The organism is Streptococcus pseudopneumoniae, assembly GCF_001072375.1.
GTDB classification, from domain to species: Bacteria; Bacillota; Bacilli; order Lactobacillales; family Streptococcaceae; genus Streptococcus; species Streptococcus pseudopneumoniae_L.
Genome location: NZ_JVKV01000002.1, coordinates 1 through 26,611, shown reverse-complemented (window position 1 = coordinate 26,611; position 26,611 = coordinate 1). Strand labels below are relative to the sequence as shown.

At 41.4% G+C, this 26,611-nt stretch carries 21 protein-coding genes; 4 read left to right on the top strand and 17 right to left on the bottom strand.

What is annotated here, in order from left to right; translation table 11 throughout:
- Positions 1-129: 129 nt before the first annotated feature.
- Positions 130-3,792: a DNA-directed RNA polymerase subunit beta' gene (gene rpoC, locus ADH31_RS00110; protein WP_049508103.1), complete on the bottom strand. Its 3,663-nt coding sequence runs from the start codon at positions 3,790-3,792 to the stop codon at positions 130-132.
- A 32-nt stretch (positions 3,793-3,824) separates the two neighbouring features.
- A complete protein-coding gene (locus ADH31_RS00105) occupies positions 3,825-7,427 on the bottom strand; it encodes a DNA-directed RNA polymerase subunit beta (RefSeq protein WP_049508101.1) in 3,603 nt (1,200 codons plus the stop codon).
- 430 nt (positions 7,428-7,857) lie between these two features.
- On the opposite strand from ADH31_RS00105, the gene ADH31_RS00100 reads away from it, so the two are divergent.
- Positions 7,858-8,715, top strand: coding sequence for a 5'-nucleotidase, lipoprotein e(P4) family (locus ADH31_RS00100; RefSeq protein WP_045762615.1), 858 nt, complete (start codon positions 7,858-7,860; stop codon positions 8,713-8,715).
- Positions 8,716-8,857: 142 nt separating this feature from the next.
- Here the strand turns inward: ADH31_RS00100 and ADH31_RS00095 are convergent, their stop codons facing one another.
- From ADH31_RS00095 to ADH31_RS00050, 10 genes are all read right to left on the bottom strand, one after another.
- Positions 8,858-10,360, bottom strand: a complete 1,503-nt coding sequence (locus ADH31_RS00095) for a zinc ABC transporter substrate-binding protein AdcA (RefSeq protein WP_049508099.1) — start codon at positions 10,358-10,360, stop codon at positions 8,858-8,860.
- Between the two features lie 9 nt (positions 10,361-10,369).
- A complete protein-coding gene (locus ADH31_RS00090; RefSeq protein WP_049508096.1) occupies positions 10,370-11,176 on the bottom strand; it encodes a metal ABC transporter permease in 807 nt (268 codons plus the stop codon).
- Positions 11,169-11,873, bottom strand: coding sequence for a metal ABC transporter ATP-binding protein (locus tag ADH31_RS00085; RefSeq protein ID WP_049508094.1), 705 nt, complete (start codon positions 11,871-11,873; stop codon positions 11,169-11,171). Before ADH31_RS00085 ends, ADH31_RS00090 begins: the two co-directional genes overlap by 8 nt.
- A complete protein-coding gene (adcR, locus tag ADH31_RS00080) occupies positions 11,873-12,313 on the bottom strand; it encodes a zinc-dependent transcriptional regulator AdcR (protein ID WP_045613682.1) in 441 nt (146 codons plus the stop codon). The genes ADH31_RS00085 and adcR overlap by 1 nt, the downstream gene beginning before the upstream one ends.
- Positions 12,314-12,557: 244 nt before the next feature.
- Entirely contained in the window at positions 12,558-14,747 is a 2,190-nt protein-coding gene (gene nt5e, locus ADH31_RS00075) for a cell surface ecto-5'-nucleotidase Nt5e (RefSeq protein WP_049508088.1), read from the bottom strand.
- Positions 14,748-14,885: 138 nt separating this feature from the next.
- On the bottom strand, positions 14,886-16,154 hold the full coding sequence (gene dltD / locus ADH31_RS00070; RefSeq protein WP_049508086.1) for a D-alanyl-lipoteichoic acid biosynthesis protein DltD: 1,269 nt from the start codon (positions 16,152-16,154) through the stop codon (positions 14,886-14,888).
- A complete protein-coding gene (dltC, locus tag ADH31_RS00065; protein ID WP_000351968.1) occupies positions 16,147-16,386 on the bottom strand; it encodes a D-alanine--poly(phosphoribitol) ligase subunit DltC in 240 nt (79 codons plus the stop codon). Before dltC ends, dltD begins: the two co-directional genes overlap by 8 nt.
- A gap of 13 nt (positions 16,387-16,399) precedes the next feature.
- Positions 16,400-17,644: a D-alanyl-lipoteichoic acid biosynthesis protein DltB gene (gene dltB / locus ADH31_RS00060; RefSeq protein ID WP_049508083.1), complete on the bottom strand. Its 1,245-nt coding sequence runs from the start codon at positions 17,642-17,644 to the stop codon at positions 16,400-16,402.
- On the bottom strand, positions 17,641-19,191 hold the full coding sequence (gene dltA / locus ADH31_RS00055) for a D-alanine--poly(phosphoribitol) ligase subunit DltA (RefSeq protein WP_049508080.1): 1,551 nt from the start codon (positions 19,189-19,191) through the stop codon (positions 17,641-17,643). Before dltA ends, dltB begins: the two co-directional genes overlap by 4 nt.
- 20 nt (positions 19,192-19,211) lie before the next feature.
- Positions 19,212-19,343 carry a teichoic acid D-Ala incorporation-associated protein DltX gene (locus ADH31_RS00050; RefSeq protein ID WP_000375187.1) on the bottom strand — a complete coding sequence of 44 codons (132 nt, stop codon included), beginning with the start codon at positions 19,341-19,343 and terminating at the stop codon, positions 19,212-19,214.
- Positions 19,344-19,579: 236 nt separating this feature from the next.
- On the opposite strand from ADH31_RS00050, the gene hslO reads away from it, so the two are divergent.
- The gene (gene hslO, locus ADH31_RS00045) at positions 19,580-20,452 is read left to right on the top strand and encodes an Hsp33 family molecular chaperone HslO (protein ID WP_049508078.1); all 873 of its coding nucleotides are present in this window, start codon (positions 19,580-19,582) and stop codon (positions 20,450-20,452) included.
- The gene (dusB, locus tag ADH31_RS00040; RefSeq protein WP_049508077.1) at positions 20,439-21,419 is read left to right on the top strand and encodes a tRNA dihydrouridine synthase DusB; all 981 of its coding nucleotides are present in this window, start codon (positions 20,439-20,441) and stop codon (positions 21,417-21,419) included. The genes hslO and dusB overlap by 14 nt, the downstream gene beginning before the upstream one ends.
- Positions 21,420-21,462: 43 nt before the next feature.
- On the opposite strand, the gene ADH31_RS00035 is transcribed toward dusB, so the two are convergent.
- Positions 21,463-22,149: a YoaK family protein gene (locus ADH31_RS00035; RefSeq protein ID WP_049508074.1), complete on the bottom strand. Its 687-nt coding sequence runs from the start codon at positions 22,147-22,149 to the stop codon at positions 21,463-21,465.
- 212 nt (positions 22,150-22,361) lie between these two features.
- A complete protein-coding gene (locus ADH31_RS00030) occupies positions 22,362-23,054 on the bottom strand; it encodes a hypothetical protein (protein ID WP_049508072.1) in 693 nt (230 codons plus the stop codon).
- 280 nt (positions 23,055-23,334) lie between these two features.
- On the opposite strand from ADH31_RS00030, the gene ADH31_RS00025 reads away from it, so the two are divergent.
- Positions 23,335-23,565, top strand: a complete 231-nt coding sequence (locus tag ADH31_RS00025) for a hypothetical protein (RefSeq protein ID WP_049508069.1) — start codon at positions 23,335-23,337, stop codon at positions 23,563-23,565.
- A gap of 213 nt (positions 23,566-23,778) precedes the next feature.
- Here the strand turns inward: ADH31_RS00025 and ADH31_RS00020 are convergent, their stop codons facing one another.
- From ADH31_RS00020 to ADH31_RS00010, 3 genes are read right to left on the bottom strand one after another with little or no spacing between them, the layout of a single operon-like run.
- Positions 23,779-24,552, bottom strand: a complete 774-nt coding sequence (locus ADH31_RS00020; RefSeq protein WP_049508068.1) for an NUDIX domain-containing protein — start codon at positions 24,550-24,552, stop codon at positions 23,779-23,781.
- 1 nt (position 24,553) lies between these two features.
- On the bottom strand, positions 24,554-25,330 hold the full coding sequence (pnuC, locus tag ADH31_RS00015; protein WP_049508066.1) for a nicotinamide riboside transporter PnuC: 777 nt from the start codon (positions 25,328-25,330) through the stop codon (positions 24,554-24,556).
- 9 nt (positions 25,331-25,339) lie between these two features.
- Entirely contained in the window at positions 25,340-26,398 is a 1,059-nt protein-coding gene (locus tag ADH31_RS00010) for an AAA family ATPase (RefSeq protein ID WP_049508063.1), read from the bottom strand.
- Positions 26,399-26,611: the final 213 nt, after the last annotated feature.

Below are 26,611 nucleotides of genomic sequence, written 5' to 3'. Positions count from 1 at the left end.
GAACAAATTCAGTTTTCTGACAATCAGAATTCTGCCTTGTTCGCTTTTTTACCTAATATATAATGTTTAAGAATTTATAGTGAATGTTTTCTAAAGTCCTTTTTATATCAGACCTTAAGTAACACCTACTTATTCGCTTACTTCAACAGTTTCAATGGCTTCTTCTACAGTCGTATCAACTGGAGCTTCTTCTTGTGAAGATGCTAGGTAAGACTCTTCGTTGACTGCTTGTGGTTCAAGGTTACGGTAACGTGCCATACCTGTACCAGCTGGGATAATCTTACCGATGATAACATTTTCCTTAAGACCAAGGAGATGGTCTTTCTTACCACGGATAGCTGCGTCTGTAAGGACACGAGTTGTTTCCTGGAAGGAAGCTGCTGACAAGAAACTATTTGTTTCAAGTGAGGCTTTGGTGATTCCCATAAGGACTGGACGACCAGTCGCTGGCACTCCACCTGCGATAAGAACATCCTTGTTAGCATCTGTAAAGTCGTTGATGTCCATAAGAGTTCCCATGAGAAGATCTGTGTCTCCTGGATCCATAACACGAACTTTACGGATCATTTGACGAACCATTACCTCGATGTGTTTGTCACCGATTTCTACCCCTTGGCTACGGTAAACTTTTTGTACTTCACCGAGGAGGTAAGTTTCAACTGATAGGACATCACGTACAGCTAGGAGACGTTTTGGTTGGATTGAACCTTCTGTCAATGCTGCACCACGAGAGACTTGGTCCCCAACTTCAACACGCATACGAGCTGTAAATGGTACCACGTATTCGCCTTCTCCAGTTTCACCCTTAACGAAGACTTTCTTAGTACGAGTTGAAGCATCTTCTTCGATAGCAGTAACTTGTCCTTTGACCTCTGTGATAACCGCTTCCCCTTTAGGATTGCGGGCTTCAAAGATTTCTTGGACACGAGGAAGACCCTGAGTGATATCGGTATTTGAGGCAACCCCACCCGTGTGGAAGGTACGCATTGTAAGCTGTGTACCAGGTTCCCCGATAGATTGAGCAGCAATTGTACCAACTGCTTCACCAACTTCAACCGCATCACCAGTCGCCAAGTTGATACCATAACAGTGGCGGCAGACACCATGACGAGTGTTACATGTAAATACAGAGCGGATAGTCACTTCTTCAACACCAGCATTGACGATTTCACGCGCCTTGTCTTCTGTGATCAATTCATTTGGACCAATGATAACTGCACCAGTTTCTGGGTGTTTAACAGTTTTCTTAGTGTAACGACCATTGAGACGTTCTTCAAGAGACTCAATCATCTCTTTACCTTCAGTAATAGAACGGATCAAGAGACCACGGTCAGTTCCACAGTCATCCTCACGAATGATAACGTCTTGGGCAACGTCAACCAAACGACGAGTCAAGTAACCTGAGTCGGCTGTCTTAAGGGCCGTATCAGTCATACCTTTACGAGCACCGTGAGTTGAGAAGAACATTTCGAGTACTGACAAACCTTCGCGGAAGTTTGAAAGGATTGGCAATTCCATGATACGTCCGTTCGGAGCAGCCATCAGACCACGCATACCGGCAAGCTGTGAGAAGTTTGAGATGTTACCACGGGCTCCAGAGTCCATCATCATAACGATAGGGTTCTTAGGATCTTGGTTGGCAACCAAACGTTTCTCGAGTTTTTCACGGGCAGCACGCCATTCAGCTGTAACAGCATTGTAGCGTTCGTCATCTGTGATCATACCACGACGGAATTGTTTAGTAATTTGTTCTACACGTTTGTGTGATTCTTCGATGATTTCAGCCTTGTCTTCAACGACTGGAATATCAGCAATACCCACTGTCAAACCTGCAAGAGTTGAATGGTGGTAACCGAGGTTCTTCATACGGTCAAGTAGGGCAGATGTTTCTGTCGTACGGAAACGTTTGAAGATTTCAGCGATGATATTTCCAAGGTTTTTCTTCTTGAATGGCGGGTTGAGTTCAAGTCCATCGATAGCTTCCTTGATATTTCCACCTAGTGGCAAGAAGTATTTAGCTGGAACGCCTTCTGTCAAGTTGGCATTATTTGGTTCTTGCAAGTAGGGTAGACCTTCTGGCATGATATCGTTGAAGAGGATCTTACCAACAGTTGTAAGCAAGATTTTGTGTTTTTGCTCTTCTGTCCATGGTTTGTTGAGGCTGTCTGTTGCGATACCAACACGTGAGTGGAGGTGAACATAGCCATTGCGGTAAGCCATAACAGCTTCGTCACGGTCTTTGAAGACCATTCCTTCACCTTCACGACCAGCTTCTTCCATGGTCAAGTAGTAGTTACCCAAAACCATGTCCTGAGATGGAGTAACAACTGGTTTACCATCTTTCGGGTTCAAGATGTGCTCAGCAGCCAACATCAAGATACGAGCTTCTGCTTGGGCTTCTTCTGAAAGCGGTACGTGGATGGCCATTTGGTCCCCGTCAAAGTCAGCATTGTAGGCTTCACAGACAAGCGGATGCAAGCGAAGGGCCTTACCGTCAATCAAGACAGGTTCAAAGGCTTGGATACCCAAACGGTGAAGGGTCGGTGCGCGGTTCAAAAGCACTGGGTGTTCTTTGATAACTTCTTCGAGGATATCCCAGATACGCTCATCTCCACGTTCCACCAAGCGTTTAGCGGCTTTAACGTTTTGCACGATATCACGCGCTACGATTTCACGCATCACAAATGGTTTAAAGAGCTCGATAGCCATTTCACGTGGCACACCACATTGGTACATCTTAAGAGTTGGACCAACGGCGATAACGGAACGTCCTGAAAAGTCAACACGTTTACCGAGCAAGTTTTGACGGAAGCGTCCTTGTTTACCTTTGAGCATGTGGCTCAATGATTTAAGTGGACGGCTACCTGGTCCTGTAATTGGACGACCACGACGACCGTTGTCAATCAAAGCGTCAACCGCTTCTTGAAGCATACGCTTCTCATTTTGAACGATGATACCTGGTGCGTTCAACTCAAGCAAACGAGCCAAACGGTTGTTACGGTTGATAACACGACGGTAAAGGTCGTTCAAGTCAGATGAGGCAAAACGGCCACCATCCAACTGCAACATTGGACGAAGATCTGGTGGAATAACCGGAAGGATGTTAAGAATCATCCATTCAGGTTTGTTTCCAGACTTGTAAAAGGCATCCAAAACATCCAAACGACGGATAGCTTTGATACGTTTTTGTCCAGTTGCTGTCTTCAATTCTTCTTTAAGCTCAGCAATTTCTTTTTCAAGATCTACTTGTTTCAAGAGGTCTTGGATAGCTTCGGCACCCATTTTAGCAACGAATGATCCGTAGCCATATTCACGCAAGCGCTCACGGTATTCACGCTCTGTCATGATTGATTTGTGCTCAAGTGGTGTATCCTTCGGATCGATCACCACATAAGCTGCAAAGTAGATAACTTCCTCAAGTGCACGAGGACTCATATCAAGGGTCAAGCCCATACGGCTTGGAATCCCCTTGAAATACCAGATATGAGATACAGGAGCTTTCAACTCGATGTGTCCCATACGTTCACGACGAACTTTTGTACGCGTTACTTCAACACCACAACGGTCACAAACAATCCCTCTGTAACGAATGCGTTTGTACTTACCACAAGCACATTCCCAGTCTTTTGTAGGACCAAAGATGACTTCGTCAAATAGTCCTTCACGTTCTGGTTTCAACGTACGGTAATTGATTGTTTCAGGTTTTTTGACTTCTCCATAAGACCATGAACGGACTTTGCTTGGAGAAGCTAGTGTGATTTGCATACTTTTAAAACGATTTACGTCAACCACTATTTCTTCCCTTTCTATTCTAGGTGAGCTACTTATTCTTGTTCAGTAGCTTCTTCTGTTGCTTCCGCTTTTGCACCTTCTTCAGCTTCAAAAGCAGCTTTTGCTTCTTCAGCAGCTTTTTTACGTGCTTTTTCAAGGTCATCTACGTGGATGACATCTTCGTCCATGCCCTCGTCAAGATCACGAAGTTCAACTTCTTGATCATCTTCGTCAAGAACACGCATGTCAAGACCAAGTGATTGTAATTCTTTAACAAGAACTCGGAAGGATTCTGGAACACCTGGTTTTGGAATTGGTTTTCCTTTTGTAATAGCTTCATAGGCTTTCAAACGTCCGTTGATATCGTCAGACTTATAAGTCAAGATTTCTTGAAGGACATTTGATGCACCATAGGCTTCAAGCGCCCAAACCTCCATCTCACCGAAACGTTGTCCACCAAACTGAGCTTTACCTCCGAGTGGTTGTTGCGTAACTGTTGAGTAAGGTCCGACAGAACGAGCGTGCAATTTATCATCAACCATGTGGTGGAGTTTGATCATGTACATGACACCAACTGACACACGGTTATCAAATGGTTCACCAGTACGTCCATCGTAAAGGATAGTCTTAGCATCGCTATCCATGCCTGCTTCCTTAACAGTTGACCAAAGATCTTCTGAACTTGCTCCATCAAAGACCGGTGTTGCGATGTGGATACCAAGAGTACGAGCTGCCATACCAAGGTGAAGCTCCATAACCTGACCGATATTCATACGTGATGGCACCCCAAGTGGGTTCAACATGATATCGACTGGAGTTCCATCTGGAAGGTAAGGCATATCTTCTACAGGAACGATACGAGAGACAACCCCTTTGTTTCCGTGACGTCCGGCCATCTTGTCTCCGACCTTAATCTTACGTTTTTGAGCGATGTAAACACGAACCAGCATATTAACACCTGATTGTAATTCATCACCATTTGCACGTGTAAAGATCTTAACATCACGAACAACACCATCGGCACCGTGGGGTACGCGAAGTGAAGTATCGCGAACTTCACGAGATTTGTCTCCGAAAATAGCGTGCAAGAGACGTTCTTCAGCTGAAAGGTCTTTTTCACCCTTAGGTGTTACTTTACCTACAAGGATATCCCCTTCTTTAACCTCAGCACCGATACGGATAATACCCATTTCGTCAAGGTCTTTAAGGGCATCTTCACCAACGTTTGGAATTTCACGAGTGATTTCTTCAGGCCCAAGCTTTGTATCGCGTGTTTCTGATTCGTATTCTTCAAGGTGGACAGATGTATAGACATCATCTTTCACCAAGCGTTCGCTCATGATAACGGCATCCTCGAAGTTGTAACCTTCCCATGTCATGTAGGCAACGATTGGGTTTTGTCCAAGCGCCATTTCTCCATTTTCCATAGAAGGTCCGTCAGCAATGAAATCACCTTTTTCAACGATATCGCCAACTTTTACGAGAGTACGTTGGTTGTAGGCAGTACCTGAGTTTGAACGACGGAATTTTTGAATGTGGTAAACATCCAATGAGCCATCTTCACGACGAACTTCTACCTTGTCAGCATCTGCATAGGTAACCTTACCACCATGTTGTGCAATAACTGCAGCTCCTGAATCATGAGCTGCTTGGTATTCCATACCAGTACCCACGTAAGGTGCTTTGGGATCAATCAATGGCACAGCCTGACGTTGCATGTTGGCACCCATGAGGGCACGGTTGGAGTCGTCGTTTTCCAAGAAAGGAATACATGCTGTCGCAACGGCAACTACCTGCTTAGGAGAAACATCCATGTAATCAACACTTGACGCTGGATATTCTTGGTTAACCCCTTGGTGACGTCCCATGACAACTTTTTCAGCAAAAGTGCCATCTGCGTTCAATTTAGAGTTAGCCTGTGCTACTGTGAACTCATCTTCTTCATCGGCTGTCAACCAAACGATTTCGTTGGTTACTTTTCCAGTTGCACGGTCAACCTTACGATATGGTGTTTGAATGAAACCATACTTGTTGAGGTGCCCGTATGAAGACAAGTTGTTGATCAAACCGATGTTTGGCCCTTCAGGTGTTTCAATCGGACACATACGACCATAGTGAGTGTAGTGCACGTCACGCACTTCATATCCAGCGCGGTCACGTGTCAAACCACCAGGTCCTAAGGCAGACAAACGACGTTTGTGTGACAACTCAGAAAGTGGGTTGTGTTGGTCCATGAACTGTGACAATTGAGAAGAACCAAAGAATTCTTTGATTGCTGCAGTTACTGGACGGATATTGATAATTTGTTGTGGTGTTAGTACTTCGTTATCTTGAACAGACATACGTTCACGAACGTTACGTTCCATACGTGAAAGTCCAAGACGCACTTGGTTGGCAAGCAATTCACCGACGGCACGGATACGACGATTCCCGAGGTGGTCGATATCATCGATACGACCGATGCCTTCAGCCAAATTAAGGAAGTAGCTCATTTCAGCAAGGATATCTGCCGGAGTGATAGTGCGAACCTTATCATCTGGGTTTGCGTTACCGATAATGGTTACAACACGATCTGGATCAGTTGGTGCAACAACCTTGAATTTTTGAAGAACAACTGGCTCTGTTACTACAGCAGCATCATTTGGAATGTAGACAATCTTGTTCAAGTCGCCATCCAAATGGCTTTCAATGCTTTCAATCACACTACGAGTCATGATTGTACCAGCTTCTACCAAGATTTCTCCAGTTTCAGGATCTACCAATGGTTCAGCAATAGTTTGGTTGAGCAAACGTGTTTTAACATTGAGTTTTTTATTGATCTTGTAACGACCAACTGCAGCCAAGTCATAACGACGTGGGTCGAAGAAACGAGCTACAAGTAAGCTACGTGAACTTTCAGCAGTCTTAGGCTCACCTGGACGAAGGCGTTCGTAGATTTCCTTCAAAGCTTCGTCTGTACGAGAGTCCATTGGGTTCTTGTGAATATCTTTTTCAACAGTGTTACGAACAAGATCGCTGTCACCAAAGATATCAAAGATTTCATCATCGCCTGAGAAACCAAGCGCACGAACTAAGGTCGTAAACGGAATTTTACGAGTACGGTCGATACGAGTATAGGCAATATCTTTTGAGTCGCTTTCAAGTTCCAACCAAGCTCCACGGTTAGGGATAACAGTTGAACCGTAGCCCACTTTACCATTTTTGTCTACCTTGTCATTAAAGTAAACACCTGGAGAACGTACCAACTGTGATACGATGATTCGTTCACCACCGTTGATGATGAAAGTCCCCATCTCAGTCATGATTGGGAAATCACCAAAGAATACTTCCTGGGTTTTAATTTCGCCAGTTTCTTTGTTAATCAAGCGGAAGGTTACAAAGATAGGTGCTGAGTAGCTGGCATCATGGATACGAGCTTCTTCAAGCGTATATTTAGGTTCTTTGATTTCGTAGCCAACAAATTCCAACTCCATTGTGTCTGTGAAGTTTGAAATTGGCAATACATCTTCAAACACTTCCTTCAGACCATGGTCTAGAAAATCTTTGAATGAATCAGTTTGAATTTCAATCAAATTTGGTAAGTCAAGAACTTCTTTGATTCTTGAAAAACTACGACGGGTACGATGTTTCCCGTATTGAACGTCATGTCCTGCCAAGATGATTCTCCTTTTTAAATAAAGTTCCAAGCTTAGTGATCTAAGCTAGTAATTATCGTTAGATGGTTCTAAAAACCCTATCAACTTATCCCCCTCGACTAATTTTCAGAATCTTTAAATCTTTGTTACAAAGGTCAAAAAAACTGAAAAAAAGCACAAAAAGAGCAGCTAAATCCGACTTTTTCAGGAGATTTAACTGCTGTGAGCCTTGTCCGGACAATATTTCAGACAAAACCTACGACAAATGATTATTTACATTATACCCTATTTAGCTAGATTTTTCAAGGTTTTAAAATATTTTTCTCTTCCTCTAATCCGTTAATTATCTACATCTTTCTTTGAAAAATCAAGTCCATATTTAGGAAAACGCTTGCCTTAACTATTCCCTCATGCTATACTGTTATTGAAATTAATAGACAGGAGACATTTTATGAAAACAGCTAAAACCACTGTTACAATCGTTTCTGCACTTGCATCTGTCATCTTATTGACCAGCTGCGCCACAAAATCCACAGAAACACAAACATCCGCTAATAACTCATCTGACAATCAGATTACAATGACTTACGACCAACTACGGTCTAGAGAAAATACCATGTCAACTCTCTGGTATCAAAAAGCGGCCGAAACAAAAGCCTTGTATCTACAAGGTTATAATGTTGCTACAGATCGTCTAAAGGAATTACTGAAAACAGAATCAGATAAGCCTTATTCGATTGTTTTGGACTTGGACGAAACGGTCCTAGATAACAGTCCTTATCAAGTTCAAAATGTCAAAGATGGAACAGCATTCACACCTGAAAATTGGGATGTTTGGGTCCAAAAAGCTGCAGCAAAAGCCGTCCCAGGTGCTAAAGATTTTCTTCAGTTTGCCGATCAAAACGGTGTCCAAATCTACTATATTTCTGACCGTTCAGTCGACCAAGTAGATGCGACCATTAAAAATCTAGAAAGCGAAGGTATTCCTGTACAAGGACGTGATCACCTCATGTTTCTAGAAAGTGGTGTGAAATCCAAAGAAGGTCGTCGACAAGCGGTTCAAGAAAAGACAAATCTTGTGTTACTATTTGGTGATAACCTTGTAGACTTTGCAGAATTTTCTAAGACTTCTGAAGCTGATCGTGACAAACAACTTGAAGAATTGCAAAAAGAATTTGGTGAAAAATTCATCATCTTCCCAAATCCAATGTATGGATCATGGGAAACAGCAGTTTACGGTGGTAATAAACTAGATGCCAAGGGACAAGTAGAAGAACGCGAAAAGGCTTTACAAGGCTTTGACAAGTAATGAAAACTTGGTATTCAATAAGGCCATAAGTACAAAAAGAAGTGCAAAAGCTCTTTAACTGACAAAACTCAAAAAAGCGGACAAGAGAGGATTCTGATAACCAGAAAACTTTCCTGTTCGCTTTTATCATGTGAATCGTATCTTAATGAGCCAGCATTTCTTGGGCGATTTCTTGGCCAGATAAGCCATCTGGATAGTAGGTTGGCCAGTTATCCATTTCTTCAAAGAGGGCTTCCTGGCTAGTACCTCCAAAGAAGATATGGAAATGTTCTGCCTTGACTGGAGCGATATTGTGGTCGCTAAACTGAACATACTTAAATTGTCCAGCATCCGCATCTGTCGCTTCAAAGAGATAACGAACTCCTCGATTCCCTTTCTTATAAGTCAAAATTTTCTTGCCGACATACTTGTATGTATATTTCTTACTTTGGTCACCTTGGATGAATTCCATAGTATTATCCGTGATATTTATCTTAGATACATCGGTTTGATAGCCTTTTTGATAGTAGGCCTTGTATTCATCCTTAGTCATCTTACCAGTCAACTTAGCCTTGTAGTCAAAGACTTGGTCTAGAGTACCATTTTCAAGGAAAGGATAAACAGACTGCCAGTTACCAGCATAGTCACTCAAGGTACGATCCTTGACATCTGCATCCTCAAAGTAACCATTTTGAACTGTTTTAGTTTCCTCTGCTTTTTCTGGCTCAATTTCTGCCCCTGCTTGGTCAGTTGTTTGCTTGAGGGCCTTGAGATTTTTCTCCATGACAGAGATATAGTTCTCACCAGCCTCCATGTCCTCTTCGGTCAGGCTTTCCAGAGGATTCAGAACGTCTAACTTAACTCCTGTTTCTTTTGAAAGAGTATTGGCTAAAGCTTGAGAGGCATTTTCTTCAAAGTAGATATAAGAAATCTTATTTTTCTTGATGTACTCGGTCAATTCTGCCAAGCGACTTGCTGACGGTTCAGCATCTGGCGACAGACCTGAGATAGAGACTTGATTAAGTCCGTAGTCTAAGGCTAGATAACGAAAGGCAGCGTGCTGAGTCACAAAACTCTTTTGTTTAGCACTAGAAAGACCTTCAGTATATGCCTTGTCCAGAGCTTGTAATTTCTCGATATAGGCAGCTGCATTTTGCTCAAAAGTTGCCTTCTTATCTGGATAGTCAGCTGAAAGACTATCACGGATGTGCTCTACAAGTTTGATTGCACGCGCAGGAGACAACCATACATGAGGGTCATACTCGTGATGATGGCCTTCTTCGCCATGGTCATGGTCTTCCTCTTCTTCACTTCCTGGAAGAAGCAACATATCTCCAGTAGCCTTGATTGTTTTTACTTTTTTGGCATCTAGTGAATCTAAAAGCTTGGGAACCCATGTTTCCATGTTCTCATTTTCATACACAAAGGCGTCGGCGTCTTGGATTTTAGCAACTGCCTTAGGCGACGGTTCATAATCATGTGGTTCTGTCCCTGCCCCAATCAAGAGCTCGACATTGGCTGTATCGCCTGCTACTTGTTTGGTAAATTCGTAAACAGGGTAGAATGTTGTGACGATATTTAATTTCCCGTCTGCCTGTTTTTGATTGGAACAAGCGACTAAGAATACCGTCACAAGACTTGCCAAAAGTAGGCCTAGTTTTTTCATTTTCTTCTCCTATTTGATAAAACGTTTGAGTAAGCTGACTAACAAAAAGACAACTACAAAGATAATGGTAATACTTGCACTCGGTGGTGTCTCTGCATAGTAGGAGATATAAAGTCCCGCCACCATACCTAGAAAACCAATAACGCTGGCAAGAATCATCACCGAACTAAAGTTCTTCCCTAAACGCAAAGCGATACTAGCTGGTAGGACCATGATGGTCGATACCAAGAGTGCTCCTGCAGCTGGAATCATAAGAGCAATAGCCACACCCGTCACCATGTTAAAGAGGATAGACATAGTACGCACTGGAAGGCCATCTACAAAAGCTGTATCCTCGTCAAACGTTAAGATGTACATGGGTCTCAAAAAGAGGAAGGTCAGAATTAAAACAACCGCTGCAATGACAAAAAGCCCAATTACCTGTTCTTGACTGATAGTCACAATAGAACCAAAGAGGTATTGGTCCAAACTCATCGAGCTAGAGCTCTTACCCTTACTCATAACAATGAGTGAAACCGCAAGACCTGTTGACATGAGGATAGCTGTTCCAATCTCCATAAAGCTCTTGTAAACCGTGCGGAGATATTCAAGAAAGACCGCCGCAATCAAGACAATAGCAATAGTCGAGATGGTCGGAGAAATCCCTAAAACCAAACCAAAGGCCACACCTGATAGCGATACGTGACTCAGTGTATCACTCATGAGACTTTGACGACGCAAGATAAGGAAGGTCCCAAGGACTGGTGAGAAGAGACTCATGGCAATAACAGCCAAAAAGGCCCGCTGCATAAAATCATAAGACAATAGATTAAACATGGCCCACCTCCTGATCATTTTCATGGACATTGAAACAACGCCATGGCGAATCTTGGTCTCGAACAAGGTGGATGTTACGATCTGCATAGTCCTTGACTTCTTCGGGATCGTGAGTAATCATCAAAACAGCCTTGCCATGATGGTGGGCACTATGGTGCATGAGCTCATAAAATTCATTCTTGGTACCTGCATCCATCCCTGTTGTCGGCTCATCCAAGATAAAGATATCTGGATCTGAAGCAAACATACGTGCAATGACCGCTCTTTGCTTTTGTCCGCCAGAGAGAGAGCCAATGCGCTTATCCCGATGTTCCCACATACCGACAGAGTTTAAACTAGCCTTAATATGTTCTTCATCGTGGGCATTCAAACGACGGAACCAGCCCTTTCTTGGGTAGCGACCTGATTTGACAAACTCATAAACAGTACTTGGAAAGCCCGCATTAAAACTTGCAATCTGTTGAGGAAGATAGGCAATTCTTAGCTTTTTCCCATGAATATTTGTCTTTGAGATGGTTACTTTCCCAATTCGTGGTTGAAGAATTCCAAGGCTAGCCTTGATTAGCGTTGTCTTGGCTGCTCCATTTTCCCCAGTAAGGGTGACAAATTCCCCACTATCAACACTGTAATTGATATGCTCAAGCACAGGTTCCTTGTCATAATAGAAGGACAAATCCTCTACTGTGATGTATCTCATTACTTGATTTCTCCTACTAAAGCAGTTAAAAACCGCTGGATAATTTTTTGTTCGTTTGGTGTGAACTGAGTGGCAACCTGCTCATAAGCCGAGAGGGTATGTTCATGATGATGGTGGTGTTCCTCAGCAATAGGTCGAGCTAAGTCTGTCAATTGGTAGAAGACAACACGAGCATCCTTAGGGTCCTTAGACGTTTCTAACATTCCCTCCTTAACCAGGGATTTGATAGCTTTGGTAACGGCAGCTTGACTGACATTGAGACGACGCGCCAACTCAGAGTTGGTGAGCGACTCCTCTGATAAAAGCATGAGAATATGCTCCTGGGTATTGGTCAAGGCTACATCACTGGTACAATGACCAATGAGAATTTCATGCTGATTTTCCGCCTTGAGAATAATCTCATTTAAAAAATGATCGATATCTTTTGCCAACTGTCTCATGATTTGCTCCTTTCTCAGAACGGAATTTCTATAAATACAAGGTTTTCATACTCTTCAAAAATCAAATTCAAACCACGTCAGCTTCGTCTTGGCGTACTCAAGTACAGCCTGCGTCTCGCTTCCTAGTTTGCTCTTTGATTTTTATTGAGTATCGCGCCATTCCTTTACTAGTTAAGTATATCACATCCAAGCAAGGAGTCAAGAAAAAAGATGAAAACACCTGAGATGTTTTCATCTTGTAGAATTATTTTTCTTGTTTACGACTAGTCCAGAGGGCTGTCACTCCAAGAATCATACCCAATAGCATCATGAAAATAGATTGCTCACTACCTGTATTAGGAAGTAATTTTTCTGATACGACTGTCTTGTTAGCAAACTGATCTGCAACCTTATAATCAACTTTTACAGTAGATGTTTGAGCAGGAGTTGTTCCCTGATTTTTTCCTGATGGAGTTGTTTTTGTTACTGAATCTTGCTCCGATTTAGCTGGAGTTGTCTTTTGAACTTTTCCTGGCTTAGTTGCATCATTTCCTGAATTAGCCGGAGTTGTTTCCTGAGTTTTTCCTGGTTTAGCTGGATCTGTTGCTGAATCTTTTCCTGGTTTAGCTGGATCTTGCTCTTTACCTTGATCTTCTGGCAGTTTAAATATTTTTGAATCCACAGAAATCGTGCGTGAGTTTGGATTTACCTTTTCATACTGAGTCAAATCAGCTGTTTTAAGGTAATCTTCAAAGGCAGCATCCATTGAAGGGCCTTCTTCTCTGGCACCACCAAGCATGGTATAACCATCACCACCTGCTGCAAGGAAGTCATTGGTTGCTAGGTAGTAGACTTTTTCCAAATCTAGTTTTTCATAAAGACCAGTCGTACGATTCTTAACTTGAATAGCCAAGACACGTTTGCCTGCAGCTAGGTTTGTATCGTAATAGACCTTGGCTCCTGAAATCTGTAAGAATCCACCACTTGGTTCTAGCAATGGTTGACCATTTTCATCCAAGACAGTTTTTCCTGCCTTATCAACCTGCAAAATAGATCCGAGTGATTTTTCAAACATTTCAAAAACTTGCTGACCAGTTACTTGAATTTGTGAAATTGTGTTCCCAAATGGTAAAACCGCAATGACATTTCCTTTTGTAATTGGCTTATCTTTAGCAATCGTTTCACGCAGGCCACCACCATTGGTCACAGCGATATCCGTCGGATGACTAAATCCTGTTTGACCATACTGATAGAGAGAATCTGCGACAACATTTCCAAGGTTGGTTTCACGGACACGGACATTTTCACGGTCACCGTTCAATTCAACTGGACTATTTGAAACAACCTCTATAGCATTTTCAGCGTCATACTTTTGTTTGATGTCCTTGACAAGTTTTTCAATTTTTGGATTAGCTTCCAATTTCTTAGCATCTGCAGCCGCAATGAGTGAAGGATTCCCCAATAATTGGCGAGATTTGTAAGTGATTTTACCAACGTTATGGAGATAGCTTCCTGTCTGGTTGTATGTAACATTGTCTCCATAAGTAGTCGATTCTACTGTATGAGAGTGACCATCAATAACAGTAACACGCTTACCTTTCAAAAGAGGATTTTTTGAAAGTGCTTCTGCAAGTGTTGAACCGCGCCATTCTACTGGTGTTGTTGTATCAACTCCCAAGTGAGCAAGGACAACATAGTGTTTGTAGTCTTTGCCTTCTGCCAAGGCTTTAGCTTGAATTTCTTCGATAACCTTGTTAACCTCTGCAATAGGTTCTGTAAAGGTTACGCCTTTAACATTTTTAGGGTGGGTCTTAGTAGCTGTTTCAGGCGTTGTCACACCGATGACGACAAATTCATCACCTTCAACATCCTTATTCTTATCAACAATTGTTGCTGCTTCAAATAAACGAGCACCATTGACATAAGTGTTTGAGCTGAGCAATGGGAAGTTCAAAATTTCTTTGTATTTTTTAACTTCATCAAGTCCAAAGTCAAACTCATGATTTCCTACAGCCATAGCATCATAGCCCATCTCGTTTAAGATTTTGGCACGTGCTTCACCCTTTGTAGAGTTTGAAATTGGCAGACCTTGGAAGGCATCGCCTGCATCTACTACTAGAGTCGTTTGATTGCTCTTTTCTCGCTCCTTCTCAATAACCGTTGCGAGTTTGGCATCTCCGATTACTCCTTTTTCTTCTACAATACGACCATGCACGTCATTGGTATGCAAGATAACAGTATCTGCTTCTTCTTTTTGAGGTGCAGCCTCTTCAACTGGCGTTGCCGGACTTGTAACAACCTCAGGAGTCGCTGTCACTACTGGTGCTTCTGTAGTGCTCACAACTTCTGTAGCTTCTGAAGAACTAGTACTTTCTTCAGCATAGACTTGTCCAGCTAAAAAGGCTGGAGCTAATAGGGCTGTCGATAGCACAGGCAACAAAAAACGTTTATTCATATTGAAATCCCTTTCTCTTCTTTCTCCTACTATTATACGCTATTTAGCATCATTTTTAAACTTTTAACCTTTTTGAAGGTAACCTATCCGACATTTCATAAAAAAGTCTGAACAAAAAGTTCAAACTCCTTTTCTATATTATTGAAAATCTTGGATATTTCCGTCATAGGTCGCCCAATCTTGACTAAAGAAACGGTCATTCATTTGGTAATTAGGTACTGTTGTTGGATTGCTCAAAAAGGGATTTACAACCTTATCAAATGCTAGCCAGCCTAACCAACCGATATGAATCGTGTCCTTAACAAAGTAGGGATCTCCACCGTTTTTTGAAAAGTCAGCGATATTGGTGAAGCCTTGACTCTCCAACTGGTAACGAATTTTTTCAATTGCGTGTTGATACATCTCCTCACTCAATCCTGTATAATCCATCCATTTTTTATTGACAGGTTGAAAGACAAAGAGCACATTCACCTTAGATTTAGCAAATTGATCGAGCACTAACTGCAAATCATTGTACTCACTTGACTGGAGAAAGTTGTAATTTTTTTGATACCCTTCCCACTTTTTTAAATCTTTCTTTAGTTGAGTATTGTAAAAGTGGTTATCCATCCCCAAATCATTATTGGTCGTATTTTCTTCTGCATCCTTACGTGCAATATTTTCCAATTCTTCATAAGAAAATTGATCTGGGAGGCTGCTCAAATATTTTTCAATATGATCTTTATACTTTAATCGGCCCCGAATGGAGAACTGACCAAAAAGGGCAGCTTGTCTTTCATTGAACTCAGCAGAGAGATTAACCACCGTTTGATCAAAATCTGATAATTGTTCATTCTTAGCCAGCTTCTCAACAATCCTCTTCATCGGAACTCTTGGATTTTGCTTTAAGAGCCTATTAGCCGCATATTGAGAGGCTACATCCCCAGATTGATTCTCTAAAAAGGCAGTCAACTGGTCATTGTTAAAATAGGTTTGAAAAATAGTCGGGTCATGATCCTCTTTTGTAAACCACTGTGGAGAGATTACAAATACCGCTTGTTTGTTTTCAAGCTCAGATGTGATTTGTTGCAGCCCAAAGTACTGACTAAGAGAAGCTGCTCCTGCCTGCCCCATAAAATAAGGACGATAGGAGCGATTATACTTTTCAGCTAATACTCCTGGATGCATGCTATCAAAACGAATCCATTCACTCGAACCCAAAAAGGGTATAAAACGTATATTAGGATCCGTGAGAGCTCTCACTTTTTGTCTTCTCTCTTTGAAACTTTCTGCACTTACCGAGGCTGCAGAGTATTTTTCCTCCATTAGATTATGACTCTTACTACTAGGATAGAAAAAAATGAGTAGAAGAACCAATAAAACTGCAATAAGAATGGGCCCGAAGATTAACCACAGGCGTTTAAGCATTCTTTAACTCCGTAATCCCTGCTACGATTTTATTAGCTGTATTCCAGTCGTCACGACCAAATTCTGTAACTGGGACACGAATATCAAAGCGATTTTCGATTTCCACGATCAATTCAACTGTTCCCATACTATCCAAGACACCTGCGTCAAAAAGATCCTCATCCATCATGTCAGATACATCTTCCATAAATAATTCATCAATAATTTCAATAACTTCTGATTTGATATCCATTTTTTAATTCCTTTTATTTTTTAAACCATAAATCATTCAAAAATCCAGAAAAGATTAAGAATGAAACCATCACGACATGGAAGGTTATCACCATGCCAAGCAACTGAGCCCAGCGATTCTCAGGCAAGGGAGGTCGCCCTGCTTTCTTACGTTCTTTATTGAGCGTTTTTTTCTTTCGAACCCAGGCATCATTAATGACTAAGCCCACTCCATGAAAGAGTCCGTAGGCGATGTAAAACCAAGTTATCCCATGCCAGAACCCCATAAGGAGCATGTTCAGGATATAGGCGACACTTGAGGTCACATTTCGATTCTTAAAAAGTTTCTTTCTCGTCATCACCATGACCATGCGCATAAAGACAAAGTCACGGAACCAGAAGGATAAACTCATGTGCCAACGATTCCAAAACTCCTTCAAATCCCTTGACAAGAAAGGTTTGTTGAAGTTGATTGGACTACGAATCCCCATCAGATTTGAAATAGCTAGAGCAAACATAGAGTAACCTGCAAAGTCAAAGAAGAGCTCCAAACCAAATGTGTACATGATGGCCACTACATAATAGTTAAAGACGCCTCCTGTTTGTAGAGCTAAATTCTTTAGCGGTGGCAATAAAATCTCGCCTAGAATATGAGCTAGGATAAATTTATACAGAAATCCCCACATGATATACCGAACGGATTCGGCTAGCATATCTAGCAACTCATCGCGCTCTGGTATCGTCTTATAATTTTCATTAAAACGTTTGAAACGATCAATAGGACCACTTGAAAATGTCGGCATAAAGAGAAGAAAACGCAAATACTCCCACATTTTCAAATCCTTAATAACTCCATCTCTAAGTTCGATGATGATTCCCACCGAGCGAAATGTCAAATAAGAAATTCCGATAAAACCCAGCAAGGATTGTGTTCCGTTAATGGCTGTTTGCGCCTTTACAAATATGATTGGAAGTAAAGACAACAGACTAACGAGATAGAAAATCCATTTGCCATCTCGAATTTTTCGATACTGCTTGTAAAAAAGAACCAGTACAATTTGCCAAATTAGATAGATTCCTAAGGCAGCTATTTGATTGGTCTTGCCACCCGTCAACATGGTAACGATAAAGAAGAGACTAACCAGTATTTCATACCAGGCAAAGCGTTTTTTGAAAAAAAGACCGATAAAGATGGGCAAGGTAGTAGCAATCACGTAGACAAAGTACTGCGGATTCCCATACGGCTCAATATGAGGAAGCTGTTTAAGAAGCTCCATCATCTATTGTTTACCTCATTGATTAAGCCTTTAATGTCAATTTTGCCATTTGGAGTTAGTGGCAATTTCTTTCTGTAAAGGAACTTAGACGGCATCATGTAAGACATCATAATATCTTCCAAGTCTTCCTTGATCGCTTTCGTGATATCAATTTCGCGCTCAAATTGTTCTTTGACGCCATCTTTTAAGATAACATAGGCCAAGAGGTTTTGAACCTTGTGGTCTTTGTTGTAACGTGGAACTGCAACAGCAGATTCAACATACTGAGATTTATTCAAGTTTTGAGAAACATCTTCTAGCTCAATGCGGTAACCGTTAAACTTGATCTGGAAGTCCATCCGTCCACCGTAGAGAAGGAGACCTTCATCTGTCATGGTTCCGACATCTCCCGTATGATAGGCTGGCAGACCTTCAAATTCGAAGAAGGCTTCAGCTGTTTTTTCAGAATTATTCATGTAGCCTTTTGAAACAGCTGGACCAGATACGATGATCTCCCCTTGCTCTCCGTTTGGCAATTTATTCCCTTCCTCATCAATGATAAAGGTTGGAGAATCTTCTTTGGTGTAGCCAATCGGTAAACGTTTCAGGGTTGCCAACATCTCATCTGTAATAGCGACTGCTGACAAAGCAACTGTTGCTTCCGTTGGACCGTAAGCATTGATAATGCGTGCATTCGGGAAACGCTCGCGCAATTTCTGAGCGGTTTTCACGGTCAACTCTTCCCCATCAAAGTAGAAATGAGTGATCCCTGGCATCTTTTCAGCATTAAAATCTTCAGATAACATGGCCATATCTGCAAAAGATGGTGTCGAAGTCCAAATAGCAATCGGAAGAGAAAAGATAGTTGCAAAGAGTTGTTTGAAGTCTTGAGTAATGGCTGATGGGAGGGCAAAAAGCGTTCCTCCAAGAGCCAAGGTCGGTGCCCAATACATGACAGACAAGTCAAAAGAATAGGGCGGTTGCGCCAACATTTGTGGACGCTCTGGCGTCGCAAATTCCTTGTCCGTAATCATCCAGTTGGTAAAGCTGAGCAAATTATCATGCGAAATTTGCACCCCTTTTGGTTTTCCAGTTGTCCCTGAAGTAAAGATGATGTAGTAGTTATCATCCCCCTTGACCGGATGCTGCAAATCATAAGCTTTTTGAGCCGCATAAGCTTCACGCACCTGCTCCAAGGACATGATTGGAGCAGCTGGGGTTTCGATTGGAAACTCTGAAATGGCAATGATCAAACTTGGTTCTGCAACCTCCAATATAGCTGAAACTCGTTCCAAGGCCGAATGGCTATCGATTGGAATATAGGCATGCCCTGACTTAGTCAGAGCTACAAAGGTAGCTAACATCTCATACTCCTGACCACCAAAAACGACTACAGGAGATTTTTCAGGTAAATCTAGTTGATCGATTGTTGCAGCCAAACTATCCGAATCAGCCTTCAAATCACCATAGGTACGTTCCTCACCAAGAACATTATAGACTGGAAAGCTAGGTTGAGTTTGGGCGAAGTGCTCAATCGCTTCAATCATATCTTTTATCGGTTTATTAGACACAGCTCGTTTTCTCCTTAAAGTTAAAATTCATTGTAGATAAAGCCACCCTGACCTTGACCTAGGTAACTAAAAAAGTAAAGCAGCCCCAGTAAAACAATAAAATACAGGACCGTTTGCCCTAAAAAAATATATAATGGTTTCTTTCTATCCATGATCGATTTCTTTTCTGTAAATTTCCGTCAATTTTTCCACAAACAATTACTATTTTTTCTTGTTCCCATTTTACCACTTTATTCCCTCTATTTTCAACTGTTTACCATTTTTAGAAAGCACATTTTAGCTTATTTTAGTTCTTTCTTCATAATTTCACTGATGTAAATAAATCACTTTAAAACGATAGTAGACACCCCACTCCCCCTTTGAGCATTTTTATGCTAAAATAGTAGCTATGGATAAAATTATTAAAACAATATCAGAAAGCGGATCTTTTCGTGCTTATGTACTAGACAGCACTGAAACCGTCCGCACTGCTCAAGAAAAACATCAAACTCAAACTAGCTCAACTGTGGCACTTGGTCGTACTTTGATTGCCAGTCAAATTCTCGCCGCAAACGAAAAGGGAAATACCAAAATTACTGTCAAAGTCCTCGGAACTAGCTCACTCGGAGCCATCATCACCGTTGCAGATACTAAGGGAAATGTCAAAGGTTATGTACAAAACCCTGGTGTGGATATTAAAAAAACTGCAACTGGTGAAGTACTAGTGGGACCTTTTGTCGGCAATGGACAATTTCTAGTTATTACTGATTACGGTACTGGAAACCCTTATAATTCCATGACGCCTCTTATCTCTGGAGAAATTGGCGAAGACCTAGCTTTTTACCTAACAGAAAGCCAACAAACTCCGTCAGCAGTTGGACTCAATGTCCTTTTGGACGAAGAAGACAAGGTCAAAGTAGCAGGCGGTTTCCTTGTTCAAGTTTTGCCAGGAGCCAAGGAAGAAGAAATCGCTCGTTTTGAAAAACGCATCCAAGAAATGCCTGCCATTTCAACTCTTCTAGAAAGCGACGACCATATCGAAGCTCTTCTAAAGGCTATCTACGACGACGAACCATACAAACGTCTGTCTGAAGAAGAAATTCGTTTCCAATGTGACTGTAGTAAAGAACGTTTTATGAAGGCTCTTTCTAGTCTTCCAAGCTCAGACTTGCAGGAAATGAAGGACGAAGACCACGGGGCAGAAATCACTTGTCAATTCTGCCAAACTACTTATAATTTTGACGAAAACGACCTGGAGGAACTCATCCATGACAAATCTTAATACACCCTTTATGATTGGCAATGTTGAGATTCCCAATCGTACCGTTTTAGCACCCATGGCTGGTGTAACCAACTCAGCCTTCCGTACTATCGCAAAAGAACTTGGAGCTGGACTCGTTGTCATGGAAATGGTCTCTGACAAGGGAATCCAATACAACAACGAAAAGACTCTTCACATGCTTCATATCGATGAAGGAGAAAACCCAGTCTCTATCCAACTATTTGGTAGTGATGAAGACAGCCTAGCACGCGCAGCAGAATTCATCCAAGAAAACACCAAGACCGATATCGTTGATATCAACATGGGCTGTCCAGTTAACAAAATCGTGAAAAACGAAGCTGGCGCTATGTGGCTCAAGGATCCAGACAAGATCTACTCTATCATTAACAAAGTTCAATCTGTCCTTGATATCCCTCTCACTGTCAAAATGCGTACGGGCTGGTCTGATCCATCTCTAGCTGTGGAAAATGCCCTCGCCGCTGAGGCTGCAGGTGTCTCTGCACTTGCTATGCACGGACGTACCCGTGAGCAAATGTATACTGGTCACGCTGACCTCGAGACTCTCCACAAGGTTGCACAAGCTCTTACTAAGATTCCATTTATCGCTAACGGAGACATCCGTACGGTTCAAGAAGCTAAACAACGCATCGAGGAAGTCGGTGCCGACGCCGTTATGATTGGACGCGCAGCTATGGGAAATCCTTATCTCTTCAATCAAATCAATCATTACTTTGAAACTGGAGAAATCCTGCCTGATTTAACCTTTGAAGACAAGATGAAAATTGCCTATGAGCACTTAAAACGCTTGATTGATCTCAAGGGAGAAAAGATTGCGGTCCGTGAATTCCGTGGCCTCGCTCCTCACTATCTCCGTGGAACATCTGGCGCCGCTAAACTCCGTGGAGCTATCTCACAGGCAAGCACACTTGCAGAAATTGAAGCTCTCTTACAGTTAGAAAAAGCATAAACGTATAAAAATTGGCAAATCTCAAATTGAGATCTGCCGTTTTTTATATATTTTCATCTTGCAAATCTAACTGCTTCACTCTAGCAATATAGTATGCCATAATCAACAACAAATTAAAGCTGACAATCCAAATAGACCATTCATGGAAAAAATGCATAGATACAGCCAAGCTAATGGCCCCCACTACGAAACTACCTACAACAATACCATAGTTCAAGGCTTGTCGACGATATTCTTGAACATCTCCTTCTCCTCTAACGATGCGATACAAAGCAATCAACATTTTTCGGTAATTTCCAGACGTCATAAAAATGACATAAGGATGATCTTCAATCAAACTACCCGTAAATGTTAGCAGCATCATTCCAGTTCCAAAAGCAATAAAAGGAACTTCTAATAGAGGAAAGCGGGAAAAGAAGGGCAGAACAAGGGTCCCGATAAATAAGGGAAGCAGCATCTTAACCCGCCAATAGGCTGTTTTGCGATATTCTTTCATGTGTAAGGCAAAAAGAAAGCCTAGGGAAAAGAATATAATCGAGCAGAATCGCAACATGGTATTGATGACATGTGAGTCGTGCCAATCTGATATCAGTAGGAGAATGTTCCCTGTCTGTGTCGCCACCAAACTATGGTACTGGATGTGACAGAATACATCCAAAGAACCACCGATAAAGCCAAGAAACACTCCCATGAGCCGTGTGTTTTGAGGTAAAATTAATTTATCTGGCATTGATTCATCACTCGTTTCCCTTTGATTTTTTCATTATACCACTTTCTCTGAAAGAAACTAAGTGAAAAACGGTCAGTTCAGGTAGATATGATTAGATATACTCCTAAGTTAGTCTCATCTCTGAAGTTCATTTATGACGTCTTATCAACTTCAAATGCTGTAGGCACTCATCAACTGGACTATTTTTAAACAAATTATTTCTGTACTGAAGTCTATGGTTTAATCAAAGTAACACTTGAAACAGTACCATCTGCACCTGTTGTAATTTGGATGACTTTTCCACCACCTACTTCAGCATTGTATTTTCCATCATCAAGGGTATAAGAATAGCTTTGGATAGAGTAGTTTTCTTTCTTGCCATCAGCAGATTCTACTGTAAATTGACCGCCTGATGAGACAGTGATCGTTTCACCATTCGCACCCTTCCAATTCCCAGCCGCAGCCGAAAAATCTTTGTCTACCATAGTCAAGACACCTTTATAACGTTTATTGTGCTCTGCTTGCTTGTCTTGGAGTTTGCGATCAGTTGCTGGATCATAAGCTGACTGATTCGATTTTGCTTGTGTTCCTTGTTGATTGGATGGGGCTTGAGAAGGGGTTTGCTTAGCAGAAGGTTCTTGATTTTGTTTTGTTTCTGGTGCTGGTGTTGCTTGCGATTGGTTAGCAGTAGTCGTTGACTGATCAGAAGATGATGATTTAGCTTTTTCTGTTGAAGCTGAACTTGAGGACTTCTGAGTCTTGTTCTCTTTACTTGAAGAACTTGCCTTAGAACTAGAAGATGCTTGTGTTGTCTTGCTAGAACTATCACTTGCAGTATTCTCTTTCTTATTGCCACAAGCCCCCAATAGTAATGTTGAAGCGAGTACAGTTGCAGCCATTAATTTGATAGAAGTTTTATTTTTCATTTTATGCTCCTTTGTAACATTTTTGAAATATTAAGAAATGTTTTTGTAACATTATTGTAATATTTGTTTTTAAATCTGTCAACTATTTATCTAAAATTTTTTAGAGTTATTTTTTAGTACATTTATTTTCTTACTCCTCCTATATCTTTTATTCGTAAAGAATTAAAAAAACAGGAAAATTTTTCCTATGAGAATACTATATTTTATACGTGTAATCGCTTGCATTTTTTTCTTAAAGGGCTATAATAAAATTGAGATAGGATATTGGAGGTGTAGGTTTATGTCAAAGAAATATTACAAATATCTTCCTTGGTTGATTATTGGTGCTTTCTCTTCTTATGGGATTGCTACTCATTACGCTCAAACAACATTTGATTTGTTCTACTTAACTGCCATTTTCATGATTGTCTATGTAGCTTTATTGTATTTACACGAAACCTATTTAAAATATAAATACAAAGATTTATTCATTCGAATCATGAGCAATTCTAATAAAGATAAACATCCTTAGCAGTCAGATAGCATCAAAAAAGAGGCCGGGAAAAATCCCGACCTCGATTTTTTATGAATAATAAACCTTTGACACGATAGTTGAACTGACTTTTAAGACAAACTTTATTTTCCCTATTCTCAAGCTTCAACCAGCCATCGGATTTGTTGAAACTTCTCAAATCTGAGACTAGGAAACCGAGACTTGATCTATCGATTTCTGTCCCCAAGCCTTTTATTTCAATCGATAGGTTTTTCTTGGTTTCTTTTTAGGCACTCGTTTGAGCCCAACTTCTTCTACATACTCACCGTATTTTACGAGAAAGTTATTGCTGACGATTGGTCGTCCTGGGTTGATGAGATTGACCAATTCGGTCCCTTCATAGACAGTGAACTCCTCCTCTAGCAGATAGAGGAAGGTCGGATTCCAGTCAAGACGCCCTTGGATTCGTTTAATAGACTCTTGTATAATGGCATAATGGTCAAAGGCGAAGGCGTGCTCCTCCAACTCTAGTCCCTCTAGGAAGCACTTGCCCGTCTGAAAATCAACATCGACAAAAACCACATCCTTGGCATCATCTCCAGCTTGAACGAGTTCGAGTGCTCGACTAGGTAGATACACCAAGTGGGCGATAGTAACCGTCCAGCCCCGCGGATCACGGCCTGGGGTAGACACTGTCATCAACTGCTCGATTTTTTCCAAAGGAAGGTCGAGGTTAACCTCTTCTCGCACCTCACGCTGGCAAGCATGCCTTGCATCTTCGCTCTTATCCATAAAACCACCGACCAAAGCCAAACAGTTTTGATAAGGATGGGCCTTGCGACGAATTAGCAAGAGTTTGATTTTCCCTTCCACAAAGCAATAAGCTACCATATCCACCGTCACGCTCGGTTTTTCATACTGAGGAAGATCCTGTTTGCAGTACCAGTCTAAAAATTCCTTCTCAGTCGCATGAATCTCAAAATATTCTCTCTCTGTCATTCCAGCCGGGATTATCGTTTCAGCCATCTTATCCCTCCTTGACAGCCTTAGTCCATTGGTACCAACCGACTAGACTATTGATGGTATAAACCCAGTACATTCCTTGGATATGGATGTTTTCACCCCACCAGAGATAAATACTAAAGAGATTGGTTGCAATCCAGAAAATCCATTGCTCACGGTAAAGACGTGTCATCAAGAGCTGACCAACACCATTGGTCGCATCGGTAACACTATCACGGAATGGGCGAGCGCTATGGATACTTTGGTAAGCCAAACCCATGCCAATCCAGATGAGAGCTGTCAAGGCCAAGTACTTGAGCCAATCAATCAGACCGAGTTTCTTAGCTTCAAAGTGAGACTCCTCTGGTTTCCCTTGTTCATTGATCCGATTAGACAACCAAGCATAGAGACCAATAGGCTGCATGACAAAGAAATAAACTGTGGTCAAAACTTCGCCATAGAAAGTAGCATTCATAGCTAGGACCAAATAGATTGCAGAATTAATAGCTCCAAAAAGATAGTTGCTAGCCCGACCTTCAGCTACCAATATAACGCAGACAATCCCTGTCCAAGAGGCCAAGAGACCAATCCAGTCATGACTTTCTGTGTTTTGTGTAAACTCCAGAATAAGAGGAACACTTGATAAAGCAATCAAATAGAGCCACTGGAAAAGACTACGGCCCACAAAGAGGTCTTTCCAAAGCAAACGCATAACTCCTGCAAAACCAATTTTACGAGCTTCTGCGTGAACATTTTTAAAGTTTTCAATAAATCGTGTGATTTTTTCAGTTATTTTTTTCATTTTCTTCTCCTAATCTGCTTGGTAAATGGCATCAATAGCCACTTTTGCTGCTTCATAATTTCCTAGATAGTCATCAGCTAGATAAACATGAGGGATATTGGCTAGATATTGCTCCCTCATCATATCCAAATGCTGAGAAAAACTGTGACGGATATGGTCTTCTGCCATAGTCATGTCGCGAAAACCATCATTGACATAAGAGCCAACAGGTTGCACAAAGAGGATTAAATCCCATTTTTCCTTGGCTAAGATGGAAACAAAGAGATTATCAAAGGTCTCTCCGGATAAGTCCTCCTGCTCTTCGCTTTCCATGTAGTAATCGTAGTAGCCCTTGGTTACCAATGAGTTGGTATCTGCAATGACCAGGCCTCGATTGGCATTGCTATCGATTAACTTGGAAGTTTGGTCATATTGGCCCAAAAGAAGGTAATAATAATCTTTTGGGGTAAGCTCATCATCTCGGACATTATTTTTTATCTGATACTCACGAGCATACTCCAGACTGACTGGCGCATCATAGAAGCGAGCTAAATCCTTGGCTAGAGTTGTTTTCCCATTACTAGCACTTCCCATAATCAACACTTTTTTCGTAAACTGACGGCGGAAAGGTTGAGCGATGTATTTCCAATATTTGCTTGGATTTTCTCGAATCATGGTAGCCGAAATTCCAAATTTTCTTTCCTGTAGAACAGTCTCGAAACCACGTTCTGACAATTCTTGTTGGTATTCGGACTCTCCTACAAAAAAGATTAGTTCCTCACCAGTCTGGTCATAGGAAATGGCCTGCAACATCTGATCCAACCACTCCTGCCAGCCCATTGGATAGCGTGGAATATTGGTTTCGTCAAGTTCACAAACAGAGGTCAACTCATCATCTCGAAATGCTTCACGAATATAGCGAAACCTCTTTTGTAGTGTAAGTCCAACCTGTTCACCACGATCTCCCTTATAACCTGAAACTACCACCCATACAGCATCACATTGACGTTTTGCTCTTTGAATTAAATCAATATGCCCCTGATGTAAGGGAGCAAAGGTGCCAAAAACCACTGCTATACTCTTTTTCATGTCTTTTCAACCTTTTTATAACTTTTTATATTTTATATTATACTCCTCTCCCTTGTGTTTGTCAATACTTTTTTATTGTTTTTTATAAAAACATTCATACATGATCGGATTTTTTACTTGATATACAAAACTTGATTAGGAGAAACTCGTTTTTGAAATTCTTAAACTAATACTCTTCGAAAATCTCTTCAAACCACGTCAGCTTCACCTTGC